General features: G+C 61.1%; 16 protein-coding genes and 1 tRNA gene. 13 read left to right on the top strand and 4 right to left on the bottom strand.

All coding sequences use genetic code 11. From position 1 onward, the window contains the following. The first annotated feature begins 80 nt into the window (after window positions 1-80). The 5 genes from SJY33_RS11420 to SJY33_RS11400 all read left to right on the top strand — a co-directional run bounded on the left by SJY33_RS11420 (window position 81) and on the right by SJY33_RS11400 (window position 4,653). The gene (locus SJY33_RS11420; RefSeq protein ID WP_379922886.1) at window positions 81-1,202 is read left to right on the top strand and encodes an 8-amino-7-oxononanoate synthase; all 1,122 of its coding nucleotides are present in this window, start codon (window positions 81-83) and stop codon (window positions 1,200-1,202) included. Then, window positions 1,199-1,822 (top strand): dethiobiotin synthase, encoded by a 624-nt coding sequence (bioD, locus tag SJY33_RS11415; RefSeq protein WP_379922885.1) that lies wholly within the window; start codon window positions 1,199-1,201, stop codon window positions 1,820-1,822. Before SJY33_RS11420 ends, bioD begins: the two co-directional genes overlap by 4 nt. After that, on the top strand, window positions 1,819-3,072 hold the full coding sequence (locus SJY33_RS11410) for an adenosylmethionine--8-amino-7-oxononanoate transaminase (RefSeq protein ID WP_379922884.1): 1,254 nt from the start codon (window positions 1,819-1,821) through the stop codon (window positions 3,070-3,072). The genes bioD and SJY33_RS11410 overlap by 4 nt, the downstream gene beginning before the upstream one ends. 461 nt (window positions 3,073-3,533) lie before the next feature. Beyond that, the gene (locus tag SJY33_RS11405) at window positions 3,534-4,094 is read left to right on the top strand and encodes a spore coat protein U domain-containing protein (RefSeq protein WP_379922883.1); all 561 of its coding nucleotides are present in this window, start codon (window positions 3,534-3,536) and stop codon (window positions 4,092-4,094) included. A gap of 169 nt (window positions 4,095-4,263) precedes the next feature. Beyond that, complete coding sequence (locus tag SJY33_RS11400; RefSeq protein WP_379922882.1) at window positions 4,264-4,653, top strand: hypothetical protein; 390 nt, start codon at window positions 4,264-4,266, stop codon at window positions 4,651-4,653. Between the two features lie 2 nt (window positions 4,654-4,655). On the opposite strand, the gene SJY33_RS11395 is transcribed toward SJY33_RS11400, so the two are convergent. From SJY33_RS11395 to SJY33_RS11380, 4 genes are all read right to left on the bottom strand, one after another. Beyond that, window positions 4,656-5,546, bottom strand: a complete 891-nt coding sequence (locus SJY33_RS11395) for a hypothetical protein (RefSeq protein WP_379922881.1) — start codon at window positions 5,544-5,546, stop codon at window positions 4,656-4,658. Further along, on the bottom strand, window positions 5,543-7,909 hold the full coding sequence (locus SJY33_RS11390; RefSeq protein WP_379922880.1) for a hypothetical protein: 2,367 nt from the start codon (window positions 7,907-7,909) through the stop codon (window positions 5,543-5,545). The genes SJY33_RS11395 and SJY33_RS11390 overlap by 4 nt, the downstream gene beginning before the upstream one ends. Before the next feature lie 143 nt (window positions 7,910-8,052). Next, entirely contained in the window at window positions 8,053-8,865 is an 813-nt protein-coding gene (locus tag SJY33_RS11385) for a fimbria/pilus periplasmic chaperone (RefSeq protein ID WP_379922879.1), read from the bottom strand. A 471-nt stretch (window positions 8,866-9,336) separates the two neighbouring features. Then, a tRNA-Arg gene (locus SJY33_RS11380) sits at window positions 9,337-9,413 on the bottom strand. A 162-nt stretch (window positions 9,414-9,575) separates the two neighbouring features. On the opposite strand from SJY33_RS11380, the gene SJY33_RS11375 reads away from it, so the two are divergent. The 8 genes from SJY33_RS11375 to SJY33_RS11340 all read left to right on the top strand — a co-directional run bounded on the left by SJY33_RS11375 (window position 9,576) and on the right by SJY33_RS11340 (window position 16,988). Continuing rightward, the gene (locus SJY33_RS11375) at window positions 9,576-9,962 is read left to right on the top strand and encodes a hypothetical protein (RefSeq protein WP_379922878.1); all 387 of its coding nucleotides are present in this window, start codon (window positions 9,576-9,578) and stop codon (window positions 9,960-9,962) included. A gap of 42 nt (window positions 9,963-10,004) precedes the next feature. Next, window positions 10,005-10,508 carry an MmcB family DNA repair protein gene (locus SJY33_RS11370; protein WP_379922877.1) on the top strand — a complete coding sequence of 168 codons (504 nt, stop codon included), beginning with the start codon at window positions 10,005-10,007 and terminating at the stop codon, window positions 10,506-10,508. Between the two features lie 56 nt (window positions 10,509-10,564). Beyond that, complete coding sequence (locus tag SJY33_RS11365) at window positions 10,565-11,341, top strand: sterol desaturase family protein (protein WP_379923580.1); 777 nt, start codon at window positions 10,565-10,567, stop codon at window positions 11,339-11,341. Further along, window positions 11,338-11,787 carry a DUF2141 domain-containing protein gene (locus SJY33_RS11360; protein ID WP_379922876.1) on the top strand — a complete coding sequence of 150 codons (450 nt, stop codon included), beginning with the start codon at window positions 11,338-11,340 and terminating at the stop codon, window positions 11,785-11,787. Before SJY33_RS11365 ends, SJY33_RS11360 begins: the two co-directional genes overlap by 4 nt. Before the next feature lie 105 nt (window positions 11,788-11,892). Further along, a complete protein-coding gene (locus SJY33_RS11355; RefSeq protein ID WP_379922875.1) occupies window positions 11,893-13,770 on the top strand; it encodes a hypothetical protein in 1,878 nt (625 codons plus the stop codon). A gap of 63 nt (window positions 13,771-13,833) precedes the next feature. Then, a complete protein-coding gene (locus SJY33_RS11350; RefSeq protein ID WP_379922874.1) occupies window positions 13,834-15,201 on the top strand; it encodes a M48 family metalloprotease in 1,368 nt (455 codons plus the stop codon). Between the two features lie 42 nt (window positions 15,202-15,243). Next, a complete protein-coding gene (locus tag SJY33_RS11345; protein WP_379922873.1) occupies window positions 15,244-15,975 on the top strand; it encodes a DsbA family protein in 732 nt (243 codons plus the stop codon). Continuing rightward, window positions 15,975-16,988, top strand: coding sequence for a hypothetical protein (locus SJY33_RS11340; protein WP_379922872.1), 1,014 nt, complete (start codon window positions 15,975-15,977; stop codon window positions 16,986-16,988). The genes SJY33_RS11345 and SJY33_RS11340 overlap by 1 nt, the downstream gene beginning before the upstream one ends. Window positions 16,989-17,026 lie beyond the last annotated feature (38 nt).

Below are 17,026 nucleotides of genomic sequence, written 5' to 3'. Positions count from 1 at the left end.
GTGCCGTCAAACTGTCAGCCGACCCGGACCGGCCAAGTTCGGTCTTGAAACCGCGTCCTACCCATCTATGGACCCGCGCGATGGTGTTACCCCGGTTCTATTGCGATGATATTGCTGCGCTTCAGAAGGCGGGCCGCCGCCGATCGCTGACCTTGCCGGGCGGCACCGACTTTTCATCGAATGATTATCTGGCGCTGGCAGGGTCTGATACCTTGCGCAATGCCGCCCGCGCGGCGCTGGACAGGGGTGTCAATCTGGGGTCGGGAGGGTCGCGGCTGCTGCGCGGTAACACGCCCGAACACGAAGCGGCAGAGGCCGCCGCAGCGCGGTTCTTCGGCGCGGAATGCGCGTTGTATGTCGGTTCGGGGTTTGCTGCCAACAGCCTGCTGTTTTCCTCTCTGCCGCAGCCCGGCGACCTGATCCTTCACGATGCGCTGATCCATGCCAGCGTCCACGAAGGCATGCGCCTGTCACGCGCACCGCACCGGGCGTTTGCACACAATGATGTTGCCGCAGCGCAAGCCGAAATCGCACGCTGGCGCGCAGCGGGCGGGCGCGGCACGGTCTGGATCGCGTTCGAAACGCTGTACAGCATGGATGGCGACATGGCGCCTGTGGCCGCGTTTGCGGCGCTTGCCGATCGTGAAGGCGCGATGCTTGTGATCGACGAAGCCCATGCGGCGGGCGTCTTCGGTCCGCAAGGGCGGGGGCTTGCCTGGCAATTGCAGGCCCGGTCTAATGTGGTCACGCTGGCCACCTGCGGCAAGGCGATGGGGTGCGAGGGTGCCTTCATCCTGACAGCATCGGTGCTGCGCGACTTCATCATCAACCGTGCGCGCAGCGTCATCTTCTCCACTGCGCCGTCCCCGCTGATGGCCGAAATCGCTAAGGCCGCTCTGGCCGCGGTTGCCGCTGCGGATGACAGGCGCGCGCAGCTCGCAACGCTGATCGCGCTGGCGCAGCAGACGTTTGAACCCTTTGGCGTGCTGCCCGGCTGTTCTCCGATCCAGCCGATCATTATCGGCGACGATGCCCGCACGATGGCGGCTGCGGCGCGGCTGCAGGCCTTGGGATTCGATGTTCGCGGGGTGCGCCCGCCAGCGGTGCCGCCGGGCACGGCACGGCTGCGCCTGTCGATCACGCTCAACGCCGATGCCGCAGCAATCGCGGCGCTTGGCAAGGCTTTGAAGGAGGTTGTGTGAACCAGACTGTCATCGTGACCGGAACCGACACCGATGTCGGCAAGACGGTGTTCGCCGCGGCGCTGACACGGGCGCTTGGCGCGCATTACTGGAAACCCGTTCAGGCCGGCGACGATGACGGCACCGACCGGGCGCGCGTGGCTGCGCTGGGGGTGCCGGAGGCGATGATCCTTCCCGAAGCCTATTGCCTCAAGACGCCGTGTTCGCCCCACCGCGCGGCGCGGATCGATGGCGTCAGCATTGATCCTGCCCGTCTGGCTCTGCCCCGAACGCACGGCCCGCTGGTTGTTGAAGGCGCAGGTGGCGCGCTGGTGCCAGTGACGGATCATATTCTTTACGCCGATGTCTTTGCGCAGTGGCGCGCCCCTGCGGTGATCGTGGCGGCAACCCGGCTGGGAACGATCAACCACAGCCTGATGACGATCGAAGCACTGCGCGCCCGCGGCGTTCCCATCTGCGGCATCGCCTTCATCGGTGATCCCGAACCCGATAGCGAAGACACGATCTGTGCGATCGGCAAGGTGACGCGGCTGGGACGCCTGCCGCGGCTCGATCCGCTGACACCCGCCGCGCTTGCAGATGCCTTTGCCGCCAATTTCCACCTGAAGGATTTTGCATGACCGGCCCGGCAATCTGGCACCCCTTCACCCAGCACGGTTTGCGCGAACCCATTCCGCAGGTCGTGCGGGCAGAGGGCGCGGTCCTGCACACCGCAGACGGCGACGAGATTATCGACGCCATATCGTCATGGTGGGTGACAACCCACGGGCACTGCCACCCCCGCATCACCGCTGCGATCGCGCAGCAGGCAACCCAGCTCGACCAGATGATCTTTGCCGGCTGGACGCACGAGCCTGCGCAGCAGGTCGCCGAAGGTCTGCGCGCGATCATGCCGGACAGCCTGACACGGGTGTTCTTTTCGGATTCGGGTTCGACCAGTGTCGAAGTCGCGCTCAAGATGGCGCTGGGATACTGGCGCAACACGGGCGAGCCGCGCGATCGGATCGTGGTGATGGAACATGGCTATCACGGCGATACCATCGGCACGATGTCGGTGGGCGCGCGCGGGGTGTTCAACAGGGCGTATCAGCCCTTGCTGTTCGACGTGACATCGATCCCCTTTCCGCATGATGGCACTGCGCAGGCCACCTACGATGCGCTGGAGACCGCGTGCCGCCAGGGCGCGGCGGCGTTTATCGTGGAGCCGCTGATACTGGGGGCGGGGGGGATGTTGATCTACCCGCCCGAAGTGCTGGCCAGGATGCACCGGATCTGCGCGGATCAAGGGACGCTGTTCATCGCCGACGAAGTGATGACCGGCTGGGGCCGCACCGGAACTCTCACCGCATGCGAGCAAGCCGGCGTTGTCCCGGATATCCTGTGTCTGTCCAAAGGGTTGACCGGCGGCGCGATACCGCTGGCGGTAACGATGGCGAGCGAGGTGATCTATCAGGCGCATTACGGCCCCGACCGGGCGACGATGTTCTTCCATTCCTCCAGCTACACCGCCAACCCGCTCGCCTGCGCTGCAGCGGCGGCCAATCTGGCGATCTGGCGCGATGAGCCGGTGCGCGAAAGAATCGCGGCGCTTTGCCAGCAGCAGACTGATCATCTGAACGCGCTTGCAGCCCATATGCGTGTTTGCAATCCGCGGCAGATCGGCACGATCACAGCGTTCGAAGTGGGAGGGGCAGAAGGCTATCTGTCAGATATGGCCCCGCGCATGCTGGCAATGTTCCGCGAACGCGGCGTCTTGCTGCGGCCACTGGGCAACACGGTGTATGTGATGCCGCCCTTCTGCATCACTCCCGATCAACTTGCGCGCATCTATGCCGTGATCCGCGAGGTGATAGATCACCTCGACAATTGAGACGCCAAGCCAGAGCGCTCGTTCTGACGCGTGACAATCGGCGCAATAGCCAACGCACCCGCATCGGTTCGAGTGCCCCTTGGCGAAGTTGCAAGATTAAAAAACTGCCTCTCAAGCCTGCTTCTGAGGCGGCAAGCTATCTGGCTAGGTCCGCTGCCCGGCCGACTTCGCGCTGCTAATTACCACAGCTTGAGCTGTCCTCTTTTGGCACCGACGCGGAGTTTCAAAAAACAACCCTATGCAACTGGTAAACACACTGTTAACCAACGAATAACGGGATGGGGGGGAAGTTCATTGGCCGGTTGGGTCATGTCTCCCACTCGGGTGGGAAGGTGAAAATCTTCACAGCAAAAATGGCGAGACAATTCTCCAGATCTCGTCGGTCGCAAACCGAATGTGCTTTGGCTCTCAGGCGAGGGTCAAAGGTTTTATCTGGTTCGTCTAAAGGTAAGGGAATTATCATGAAGAAGATCATCATCGCTGGCGCCGCCGCCGCTCTGTTCAGCGCCCCGGCATTTGCAGGTCCGAGCGATACGCAGGATTTCGACATCAACGCCACTGTCACACCTGAGTGCAGCATGGCCAATCCGACCAACATCAACCTCGGCGCGCTTTCGATCAACGAAGATCCGGGCGAAAACGCGTTGTTGCTGAACAATCCTGCTCCGTCGACCGCGCAGTCGATCTACATCAGCTGCAACACCGATGCGACCTTCTCGGTTAACACCCTGAATCGGCGCCTGCTGACCGCTTCGCCGGTTACAGACACCGCGCAGTTCACCAACGAAATCCGTTACGACATCAAGCTGACTCCTGATCGTACGACCAATTTCGCTGGCCTTGGTTCGTACAAGCCGCGCGTGCAGGCTCCCGGTCCGATCGCTTCTGGCGGCCAGCCTACTGGCGAATTCCACGCCAACTACAGCCTGGTCATTGGCTACGAAGCTGCGAACGTCAACAACAAGCGTCCGGTCGCCGGCAGCTACACCGAAACCGTGACCTTCACTGTCGCTGCACTCTGATTTTCCGCAATGCGGATTTGATTTCAGGAAAGGGAGGGGCGCTGCCCCTCCCTTTTTTATTTGGCGCATTCTTGCGGCGCGCCCCGATAGCTTGACTGAAAATTAATTCCCCGAGGTTAGTGTCGCCTGATAAATCGGGAGACAAACCTTGCGCCGAGCATTGTTGCCAATGATGGGAGTCGTAACTCTGGCGATGCCGGCCGGTTCGCTCGCAGCACGCGAAGCTTCGGGATCTGCGACCATTAGTCTAATTGTTCCTGAAGTATGCAACGTGTCGGCGGGACAGTTCATCCTGACAGAAGTCGGACTGGTGGTCGGCTCGGTTCAAGAGTTCTGCAACACCAGCACCGGTTTCCAAATTGTTGCAAACCACCGGCCGCTCGAAAGAAGCGAGCAGGCGGTTGTGCGATATGGCGGAATAGCTACCGTCCTTGATAGCACCGGTATGGCAAAAGTCGCTAATCGCAGCGGGCAGCGGTTTCAAAATGTGCCGGTTGCAATCAGCGCAAGCGCGCTAAACACGCCGCTTTCAATCGCCTTCTCCGTCGTGGCGATCTGATCTCAGCTGGCGGTCACTGTGACCCTAACTCGGTCGGCATAGGCACCGGCCCTTGCCGAAAAAGGCGGAACTTGCAGGCGCAGCGGATGAAAGTCGCCCAAGGCATCAGTCCCTCGCGGCACTTGTGCGGCAACCCCTCCTACCAGACTGACCGATCGGCTATCCATCCGCAAATCGTAGGGTATCCGCCCGCGTTGTTCGGAATGCACCAACTCGCCGCGGTTCTCGGACTCGAACTGTACCGAATAGGCCGATGTGCTCCACACCCGGATGCCGAATTGCTCCGATAAAGTGGTTGCCGTTGGGTCAAGCTCACCAAGGTCAATCTGCGCAACGCGATCGGTTCCGGTCGCTCCGACAACGCGAACTTCGGCGGCAGCCGGAATATTCAGTTCGATGGTGAATGGAAGGGTATCGACAATTTGTCCGAGGTTGTCGACCAACAGCAGAATCAAATCTTCGGTCTGCGCGCCTGATTTTGTGCCCCACCCACTGGCAATCTCCAGCTGGAAGGGCAGGGCAAAACCATTGGGACCGGCGCTTACTTGGGCGATACGAAGATTGCTAGCGGGCGTGCCTGGCGCGGTTTCGCTGGGCAGGATCGCCACGGCTTGACCGCGTGATTGCAACTTGAGCGGGGTGGGATTGATGGTCGGCGATGTGCTCAGGCGGGCTACCCGCAGGGTCGCACTGCACGCACCGTTTGTACCGGCATTCCGAATCCCGACCTGAAAATACTCTATCGCAAAATCATCACGCCCGACAACAATGTCGCGAACCACCAAGGTTTGAGCGGCATCGACAAATGTCGGTTGGCATTCGGCTTGCGCCAGTGCCGCAGCCGGAACCGCGCTCGCGACGCATGAAATCATGGCAAACAATGGCAGCTTCATCGCGCGCTCCTATTCGCAGGCTTCAATTCTACCGGACCAAGGCGAACGATCGGATCCGTATCGTCTGAAATGTCTACCACGAATGTTCTGTCCGATCCGCTAATCCGGATTTCATAACTGCGGCCCGGTGCAAGGCCGAATACGCCAAACCGGCCAGCCGCATTGGTAAAGAATGGGGAGCCTTCCAACACCTCGCCCGTCATAAGATCGCGCACGACCCCTGTTGCAACAGCAACAACGCCATTCTCGTCGCGCAGCGTGCCAATTACCGTCACAAAATTCGCTTCGCCGACGATTACGGCATAACCGCTTTGATAGGGTGGTTCGAGCAGCACCGTGCCATCACCCACATCAAATCCGCTTTCAGGATCGGCGGCATCGAACTGTACGTTCTGCGCGCTATAAACGCCAAGATCTCCTTGAAGTGCCGACCCGAACGGCCCGCTACGCGCGTAATATTTGCCGCTGTTCAAGCCGCGGCCCGTTATCACATTCTGATCATCGATCGCATCGTTCGGTTTGGCTAGAAGAAACGCGCCGTTAATCGGTCGGCCGATGCCGAATTGGCCGCCTGCAAATGCCAATGCGGTGGCCACTTGAACGCGAATTCGTTGTTCCTGCGTGATATTGCCGAAAGATGCGCCGCGCGAGGTCAGATCGGCGCGGGCATCAAACCTGTTGGCTTCGTATTCCAACTGCAGATCAGACCGCACGTCATCGCCAAACTGTGATAACGCAACGTCATAGCCGAACGAGCCGACCTCGTTTTCGGCGCCGTTTGACAGATTCGCTCTGAAATTGTCGAACCGGGTGCGGACATCGGCCGACGCGCGCGTCCCTCGTCCGAGCGCCAGCGCAACGCCGAAGCGGACACCAAATGCGCTACGGGTATCGGTGCGCAGCCCATATTCAAGCCCGCCGGTCAACCGCAGCCTGTCGTTCAGGCGGTGGGTATAATCGGCAAACAGGGCGTAATCATCGGACTGGTTGCCGCCTGTGAAGTAACTAAAGCCGATCGTAGCGACCGAATCGAGACCGAACGAGCGTGAGTAGGTCGCTGTGAGCGAAAGAAGATCAAAGTTGATCGGCAACAGGTTATTGACGCTGGTAAAGCCTTCGCTCTGGTAGCTGACATTGGCAGCAAACTGATTGGACGCCGTCAACGGACCGCCCACTGAAAAGCTGTATCCGGCTCTGATCGCAACACCGCTCTGCCCGCCAGCGGTGCTCCCCGCGAGCTCGACATCGAGAAACCCGGGAATGAATTGCGGAACCGCGATCACGCTCGCCCCGACGACCTGAATATTCTCGCTGAGTTGCAAGGCGCCGCCGACGATCAGGTTTTCGGAAAGTGCGCGGCGATAGAGCGCCGATGCGACGGGATCGCTGGTGTAGGTCGGGGCGAAACCGAGATTGTCGGCCAACACCCCGACCCCGATCGAATATTCCTCGTCACCTGCCGGAAGCGGCAGACTTTCGAAGAAGAAGTCATAAGAAATGACGTCCTTCTGGCCGAACGAATCTGTGACAATCAGCTGGATATCGTTCGAGCCTTGCTGGATTGGCAGCGATGACAAATCATAGGCGCCCGCATCAAGCTGCAGGCTTTCGACATTCACACCATTGACCACCACATCCACCGTCGACCGGTTGTTGAGGAAGATCTGGCGACCGTTAACCCGCAATGCCGAAAGACCAGGTTCGAAAATACGACGGCGCTTCTCTACACCGAAACCGGCGATTTGCGGTACAGTCAACAGTGAAAGGGTTTCGATACGCAAGTCACCAGCGGAATACCTGCGAAAGGACTTTGGGTCATCATAAACAAGCCGGGTATTACGGCGTGAAAACCCATAGGAATCGCTGAATTGATCAGTAAAGGCACCGTCATATTCTAAAACGGTATTGCCGACGCGCGTCGCCCCCGAGAGAAAAAACTCCGGATTTTGGCCACCAAGATCGGTCGAATAATTGTAGTTGCTGATGATGTTGAGATAGGTGCTGAAGCCTGCAGGGGCGATCCGGTCAAGTTCAGGCCGATTACCGTTATCACGGCTCGGAATGATTGACTGCACCGCTCGGAATTGCGGCTTCACCCCAAGCAATTCGAGTTCAAGACGGTCGGAATTGAATGAAAGATCGAACCCCGCCCGGCGTAAATCCGGGATCGGTATCAGCTCCTGCTCAGCCGTTGCCTCTGATAGCGCCGCGCGCCCTTGTTGGTTGAGTATAGTATCCAGTTCGCGAATTAGACTGTCTTTCGCAACGAAAACTTCGTTGTTGCTTCTGACTTCGATCAAAACGTCACCAAAGGCCCGGCTGGTCGATACCAGAGGAACCGTGAACGAGATGGCGTTCCGCAATCTTGGCGCGGCTTGGGGATCTTCGCTAACCGGACGTATCGCTGGCTGCGCGCCAGACTGCGCTTGGCCCACAGATGGCAAGAGTACAGCAATCGCGCCGACGCTTACCGTCCAAACAGACTGAAGACTTACCACAGGGTTTCTTACTGTTCGATGCTGATGCGGATCGATTCTGACTGAAGTGGCTTTTCGGTTGGAATGAAAAACTGCCGCGTCTTGCCGGGACCGATCACCCCAACACCTGTAAACTTAGCCGCCTCGCGCGGGGTCAAATTCAAATCGAAAGGCTCGCCGCTGGTGGTTTGTCCGGTAATCTGCCAGTTAGCGCGTCCTGCAAAGAAATAACGCGACCCGTCGTTGCCGAGATCGACCAGAATGCCCTGCTCCAATTCTGCGACCTCGGGGGCCTCATTTTCGACGGGCGTCCCAACAGCAGGTTCTCCGGAAAGTTTTTGCCGTTCTATATAGCGGGCATCCCGGGTGATGGGCTGTGCCTTGGTGTCATTCGGCACGACATTGACCAAGACATTATAATTCACAACCACCTGCACCTGATTTTGCCCTTCTTCGAAGGCAACCGGTATTTGCCGAATCGCAAGATAATAAATCTGCGAATTTTCAAGCGCTTCTTCGCCTACGTATTGCACGCGGAAAACCTGCTGCGAGTTCGCCTCAATCAGCGCTTGTGGTGGGAACACGATAAACTGCTCGTCCGCTGGTGTCAGCGTCAGCTCACCTGTCAGCGAAATATCGCCGCGCATCATTTGCACTTCGTAGGCAATATCGCGGCTTGCATCGTTGGTCAGTTCAACGCGTCCAACCGAACCACGTCCCGTCGGCGTCATATCGATAATCATCGGCGAAACACGGGAAGCCGAAAGTGGCAGCGGTACGGCTGCAAGTAGCAGAGACGCTACAATACCGCGAAACATGACGCGCCAATTGCTCAAACCCATTTTCAATCCCCATAAGGCGGCGGCCACGACATGGTTTTGCGCCCCGTTATCATCCCGTTAGAGGGGATATCGGGGGGTGCCAAGTCGCGTAACCAATGGTTGTTGGTGGGTTGGCCCAAAATGCGACCGATTCTTCGCCGATCGTGAAGACAAAGAATTATAGGGGCAAGAACGAACCAATCGGGAACACGATCATTCTTGCGCGCCGCCGATCAATTATCTTAGATGTATATGGAACCGCAGACGCAGATGTGCGTGCGCCGAATGTGGAAGTAGACGTCATCGACTATTACATACAAGTCGCTGGCCATTCGCCATTGCCTGCCGCGGTCGTCACCAAAGCTCTGGCAGCACCGACTTGTACCAGATCATCGTGGCGGCTGGCGATATTTTGAATGTGGATGTCCCGATGCAATGATCGGAGAAACATCGCAACTGCCATTCAAAATCGCAGATAAGCCACTAAAAAGCTGGTGCACCCGACAGGATTCGAACCTGTGACCTCTGCCTTCGGAGGGCAGCGCTCTATCCAGCTGAGCTACGGGTGCCTGCGGCGTGACGCATCTTTGCGTGCGGCGCGGCGCTTAGCAAGAGGCTGCGTGCGGCGCCACACAATTGTTCGGGCGCGGTGCGGGTCGCTGCAATTGACCGCAGGATCGCCACGGGTGGGCTTAACCAATCGGCAAGGACGCCCGCCTAGGCTTTGCCCCATGGCCAACTTTCCGCCCGAGACGATTCTCTTGCAGACCGCCTGCCGCGGTGCAGACGATCCCGCGCCCGAGGTTCTGGCCGAGGCATTGATTGCCTTGCACGGACAGGCCGCGGGACTGGCGCTGCTGGCGCGAATCGCGCCGGAACCCGTGGAGATCGCAGGCGAGCTTGGGGCGCTGATTGCGCGTTCGCAGCCCTGGCAGCGGGCGCTGGTGGCGCAGACGGTCGCCGATTGTGCGGCGATGCTAGATACCGGGCTGAGCGCGCTGAGCACTCTTACCCGCCGGGGACAGGATACCGCTGCACCTGCGCTGGTTTTGTGGCGCGAATTTCACGCAGCGCGGGCCGCGATGGTCGCCGTGCTTGCGCCAGAATCGCGGCCATAACGACATCTTGACGGCGTTCCGCTTTCGTTCCATCGACGGCGCATGACTGGCGCACCGCTTTCTATCGCTGATTCGTCCCTTGCCCCTGCGCTGGCGGCTTGTGATGTCGCCCGCGGGATCGGACGCCTGTTTGCGCGCAACAATATCTGGTGCCTTTCCGAAGTGCCGCTGAAGAACGGGCGCCGCGCCGATCTGATGGGTATCGATGCCAAAGGGCTGGTTGTTATCGTCGAGATCAAGGTGGCGCGGGCAGATCTGCTGGGTGATGCCAAATGGCCCGACTATCTCGATTATTGTGACAGGTTCTATTGGGGCCTGCCGCCGGGGCTGGACCGGGCGCCGCTTGAAAGCGATGCCTATCGCCCGGAAAGCTGCGGTGTGATCGTGGCGGATGGGTACGATGCCGAAATCGTGCGCCCGGCCGCCTTTGCGCCGCTGGCTGCTGCGCGGCGCAAGACGCAGGTCGAACATCTCGCCCGGATCGCGATGCGGCGCTACATGGCGATGCGCGATCCGCTGTGCACCGCGCCCGACACGCTGGCGTAACCCGGCACGACTTTGCCCTGTCACGGGGCTTTGATTTGCGGCATATCGCCCAGACAATGCTTCCAGCCAACACCCCCGTTCCGCTTGCCCTGCTGTTTGTCAGCATCGCGGTCACGTTGATTGTGGCGCTGCGGTATGTTCTGACCAGCGGGCTGTTCGCTTTTGCCACGTCACGGGTCAGGCCGGGACTATATGCGGGAAAATCGGCGCAGATCGGGCGCGAGGTGCGCTGGTCGCTGTTGTCGGCGGCCATTTACGGGGTGCCTGCCGGGATCGTGCTGTGGGGCTGGCAGCATCGCGGCTGGACCGCGATCACCGACGATTGGGCAAGCCTGCCCTTGTGGTATCACCCGCTATCGCTGCTGATCTATCTGTTTGTGCAGGATACCTGCTTTTACTGGAGCCACCGCTGGATGCACCGGCCCAAGTGGTTCCGGCTGGCGCATGCGGTGCATCATGACAGCCGCCCGCCGACGGCCTGGACCGCGATGAGCTTTCATCCGATCGAAGCGGTGACAGGCGCGGTGGTGGTGCCGGTGCTGGTGTTCCTGGTGCCGATCCATATCGCCACGCTTGCACTGGTGTTGACGATTGCAACGGTGATGGGCGTGACCAATCACATGGGGTGGGAGATGTTTCCGCGGTGGCTTGTTCACTCAGCGTTGGGACAATGGCTGATAACGGCCAGCCATCACGAGCGCCACCACGAGGAATACAGATGCAATTTCGGGCTATATTTCCGGCTATGGGATCGGCTTTGCGGAACCGACAAGGGGCTGTCGCGGCGAATTGTCGCAGAAGCGGGGCACGCATCATCGGCGGCGCCCCGGTGAAGGCGGCTACATTGGGGCTTGCCCTGTTTGCCGCCGGTGCGGGCGCGGCTGTGCCTGCGGCGCCGGCAAAGGCGGGCGAGGTTGTCATCACCGTCACCAATCTGCGTTCCGAACACGGCGTGGTGCGCGCCTGCATGACCGCCCGCGCCGATGTCTTTCCCAAATGTATCAAGGACCCGACCGCGCATCGCACCGCAGTGCCTGCAAACGGCAAGGTTGAAATCCGCTTCACCGGGGTCAAGCCCGGTCAATACGCCATCGCGCTGCTCCATGACGAAAACGACAATGGCAAGGCTGATCGTTCGATGGGGATGATGCCGCGGGAAGGATATGGGTTTTCCCGCGATGCGCCTGTCCACATGGCACCGCCCAAGTTCAGCGACGCCGTTTTCACGCAAGGCGAAGGCAGCCATCACGTGACCATCAAGATGCGGTATTTCCTCTAAGCCCGAACAGCGACCTTGCGTGCATTAGGGGTCGTTTAACGAGATGTTTACCACGCCCCGCCAGAACCGGTCAGGAACAGGTACACCAAGGGGCGGATTACGGCGATGGACACTCTGCGCGGCACCTTTGATCCCGACGCGACCGCGAATCGGGACTGGGACGCTCCCGATGACGATACCGGGTTCGACTCATCGCAGCGCCGCGATGTGCCGCCCGCCGCGATCGGACAGGACGAACGGCGGATGCAGGTGCGGGCCTACAACCACTGGGCCAGCCTGCTGGGGGAACGCATGTTCCCTAACATCACCGACCTTGATCCTGCCAGCCAGCCCGATTTCGGCCCGCATTCGGTTCTGCTTGATTTCAGTAACGGGATCGACAACCCGGCAGTCTGCTTTCTGGGTGCGCGATTGGCGCAGGAATGCGGCGCCACCGGCGTCATCACACGCCTTGCCGATGTGCCGCCGCGCTCCTTGTTGAGCCGCATCACCGATCATTACATGCAGATCCTCGCCAACCAGGCGCCGATCGGGTTTGAGGCGGAATTCGTCAACCACGCCGGAACCGCCATTCTGTATCGCGGCATCCTGTTGCCCTATTCCAGCGACGAGACCGCGATCGATTACATCTACGGCGTCATCAACTGGAAGGAAGTGGCCGATCAGCTGACCGCTGACGAACTGCTGCTCGAAATCGATCAGGCCCTGGAACTTGGCGCAGACCTTGAAGTCGTCAGTGAACCGGGTGTGCGTGCGGCCGATCCGATGACGGACTGGGCCGATTCGCCCGCGCATGAAGATGCCGACAGCACGGACCTTGGCATCACGGCGGAATTTTCCGCTGACGACGCCGATGATTTTGCCGGGATGTCGGCGCTGGGCGGCGGATATCAGGTCAGTATCGCCATGCCCGATTTCAGCCAGTTCACTCTGGACGGCGATGATGAGGAATATGACGAGGACGAAGGCGAGGATGACGGCGATCTGGCCGGTTACAGCTTCGCGTCGCTGGCCGACTATATCGAAGCGCCCACCAAGAAGGCGATCGATCTGACCGGGCTGGAACCGATGCCCGAAGACCCTGCCGAAGCCGAACCGGTTGACGGAGACACCCACGCCAGCATCGATGTTGTGCCTGAAGCGGCCTTCCTGCCTGAACCGGAATCCGATTTCGAACCCGAACCCGAGATTACGCCCCTAGCCGAAACGGCGCCCGCGCCCGAACCCGAACTTGAACCTGAACCCGAACCCGAACCCGAACCCGAACCCGTCGCCGAAATCACCGCAGCGCCCGAAGCCGATCCGGTTGCGGAGATTGCGGATGTCGTTGACGATCACTTCGATGACGAACTGCCCATCGATGACGAACTGCCCGTTGATGCCGGTTTGTATGATTGCCTTGCCGCCGCTCGCGAACTGGCCCGCGCCGCAGACAGCACCGAAGATCGCAGCCGCACCGCGCTTTATGCTGCTGTCAGCCGCGCTTACGACTTTTCGATCGCTGCGCAGGGATCGCCCGATGACTACGCCGAACTGATCGCCGATAGCGGTCTGACGGTGCAGGACCGTGCGCCGATGACGCCGGTGGTCAAGCTGGTGTTCGGGCATGATTACGACAAGACCCGGCTGACCGAATATGCCGCGGTGCTGACCCATGCCCACCGCCTGCGGCTGGACCGCGGCGCGCTGGCCCGCTTCCTGTTCGAAGTGGACGGCGGCATCAAGGCGGTGGTGAAGGCCGAACGCCGTCTGCGCCGCGAAGAGCAGGGCAAGCCGGTTGAAGATGCCGCAGCCGTGCGCGAAGCATTGGCACAGCAGCTGCGCGAACTCGAAGCGATCACGCTGGAAGAACTTGATGGCGCCGGATCGGAATTCGCGCTGGTGCTGATCCGCCGTGACGAAATCGGCTGCGCGGAAATCCTTGCCGAAGTGCCCGAAGACGTCGCGCTGATCGAACGCGCTGCACGCAAACTGTTCGGCTGACGCAGGGCGAAACGCGGCGGTCTTCAGTTTGCGTTCAGGCACCAATCCGGTAGGGTTGGCGCCATGCGCGCTCGCTCACATATCCAGGCATATTGCCTTGCGGTACTGGCGAGTGCGGCGCTGGCGTTACAGCCGGTTCGCGCGCAGTCGATCCTGCGCGACGCCGAAACCGAAGAACTGCTGCGGGACATGGCGGCCCCGCTGGTCGAAGCGAGCGAGCTTGAATCGCGCAACGTCGATGTCGTCCTCATCAACGATGGATCGATCAACGCCTTTGTTGCGGGCGGGCAGGCGATCTATGTCCATTCGGGCCTGCTGGGCGAAGCGGAAACCGCGATCGAAGTGCAAGGCGTGCTGGCCCACGAACTGGGGCACATCACCGCAGGCCATGCAGTGCGCTTTGACGAACGCACCAAACAGGCGACCAATATTTCGATCCTGTCGCTGCTGCTGGGTGTCGGCGCGGCGCTGGCCGGGGCGGGCGAGGCGGCAATGGGTGTCATTGCGGCAGGGCAGCAGGTTGCCGCGGGAAGTTTCCTGTCATTCAATCGCGATCAGGAAGCCGCCACCGATCTTGCCGGCGTGCGCTATCTTTCCGGGGCGGGGATCACCGGCAAGGGCATGATCACGTTCTTCGAACGGCTGCGCGGCAATGAAATCCGCGCTGGTTACAGCCAGGCCGATGAAGCTGCCTATGCCCGCACACACCCGCTGTCCGGCGATCGTATCCAGATGCTGCGCGGCCTGCTCGATCAGGACCCGGCATGGGACGTTCCGCCCGATCCTGCGTTGCAGATCCGGTTTGAACGGGTGAGAGCCAAGCTGTTCGGATACCTCGCCGAACCGCAGCGCACCTTCAACGCGTTTCCGCCCAGTGATACGAGCATCCCGGCGCGCTATGCCCGCGCCTATGCCTATCACAAGGAAGCGCGGGTCGAACTGGCGCTGGCCGAAACCGAAGCCTTGCTGGCGGCAGAGCCCGACAATCCGTGGTTTCTCGAACTCAAGGGGCAGGTGCTGCTTGAATCAGGCCGCCCGGTCGATTCGCTGGTGCCGCTGCGCAGGGCGACCGAGCTGACCCGTGCCAATCCGCTGATTGCCGGGATGCTGGGCCATGCGCTGATCGCGACCGAAGATCAGAGCTATTTCGCCGAGGCTGAACAGGTGCTGCGCGCATCGGTGCAAAAGGATCGCTACAACCCCTTCGCCTGGTATCAGCTGGGCGTGGTGTACGAAGCACGCGGCGATATTCCCCGCGCCCGGTTGGCAAGCGCGGAACAGCAGGTGATGAACCGGCTGTATCCTCAGGCGCTGGCCAATGCGCAGGCTGCCGAAGCCTATCTGCCCTATGGTTCGCCCGACTGGATCCGCGCACAGGATGTTGCATTGGAAGCGCGCGCCGAACTGGAACGACTGCGCGACCGGCGCTAGGCTGGCGCGACTTTACCCGCTTATCGACGGAACCCCTCCCCCATGTCCTCCCTGCCGCCTGCCTCCGATCGCGCGCCTGCGCCCCGCACGCTGACAGCAACCGTGCTGACAGCGCTGATGGCGCTGCTGTTCGGCTTTCTGGGTGCGGCGCTGTGGTCGTATTCGGGGCTGGGCGACCGCCACACCCGCGCCTACCTGCTCGCCAACCCCGATCTGCTGCCGCAAATGGCGCAGGCCTTCGAAGAACAGGAATCGGCCAAGCGGCTGACGCAGATGGGCGGCGCAGTGCGTGAACCCTTTCCCGGCGTGGTGCTTGGCAACCCCAACGGCAGCACGGTGCTGGTCGAATTTACCGATTACAATTGCCCCTATTGCGAAGCCAGTCTGAAGGACGTGAAGCGGCTGGTGGCCGAAGATCCCGATCTGAAGGTCGTCATCCGCGAATGGCCAATATTCGAAGGCAGTGACGTCGCATCGCGCATGGCGCTGGCCGCCGGTTTGCAGGGCAAATACCGCGCCTTTCACGAAGCGATGTTTGCAACCGGCGATGTTGACGCCGCCGCCAGGGCCGCCGGGCTGGATATGGCGCGGGCCCGGCGTGACGCGGCATCAGACGCTGTCTCCACCGAAATCGCGCGCAATCTCGATTTTGCGCAGTCGCTGGGCTTTAACGGCACGCCCGCATGGATTGCGGGCGATGCGCCCATTGGCGGCGCGGTCGGATACGAAAAGCTGAAGGCAGCGCTTCAGGCTGCGCCGCAAAAGGCGGGCTGATGCACGCCATGCGGGCGTTGTGGGGGACAGGGTTGCTGCTTGCTGCACCGCTGTCAGCGCAGGCCGATACCGCAGGCGCGCCCGTTGACTTCGCGGCAGAACGCGCGGCAATCGCACGCTATCAGGATGCCGATCAGCGGTTGCAGGATGTGGGATGGCATCTGGCCCGCAGCAACGCAGCCTTCTGCCCGCATGTGGTGCCTTCGGTCGGCCTGCAATTGCAGGACATGGCAAGCTACGGCGACCCCGCCATTGCTCGCGCCGCGCTGGGACTGACGGGCGATTTTGCGGTGCAGACCGCCGCGCGTGGTTCGCCCGCCGCGCTGTCGGGCGCCTTTACCCGCAACCGCGAGATCGTGCGTCTGGAAAGGTTTGACCCTAACCAATGGCCCGCAGGCCCGGCGATGGACTGGCGGCGGCTGGCGCGCAGCCATGATCATGTCGAAGCGATGCTGGCCGAACACGGCGGGATCGCCATCGGTTTTGCCGACGGCAGCGAAGCGCGGCTGGTGCCGGTGGACACATGCGCGACGCGGTTTGAACTGATGGGCGCGGGCGATACTGCGGTGGCCGATGGGGCGCGGGTGGTGATCGGGATTGAATTTCCCGCCTTTGCCTACCGTGATGAACCGGTGTTTGCCGCGTTGGTGGCGCATGAACTGGCGCACAATGTGCTGGGCCATGATGCCTGGCTGGATCGCAACGGCCGCAAGCCCAAGCGCGTGCGCCGGATCGAGCGCGAGGCTGATCGGCTGGCACCCTGGCTGCTCGCCAACGCCGGCTATGATCCGGCCGCCGCGGTTGAATTCATGAACCGCTGGGGGACCGCGCATGATGGCGGCTTGCGGTTTCGCCGCAATCATGAAGGCTGGGATGAACGCGCCGCTGCAATGGCCGCCGAAGTGCCGCAGGTGGCCGCGCTGATCGCACGCGAAGGGCAGGCCGACTGGCGGGTGCATTTCCGCCGCGAGATCGACCCTGCTGGCGGGCTTGCACCAAAGGCCGGACGCTGATGATTGCGCCGAACCGTTGCAGGTTAGCGCCGGTGCGG

Origin of the sequence: Erythrobacter sp. R86502 (genome assembly GCF_042466465.1) — a bacterium.
GTDB lineage: Bacteria > Pseudomonadota > Alphaproteobacteria > Sphingomonadales > Sphingomonadaceae > Erythrobacter.
This window is presented reverse-complemented; position numbering and strand designations above follow the sequence as displayed.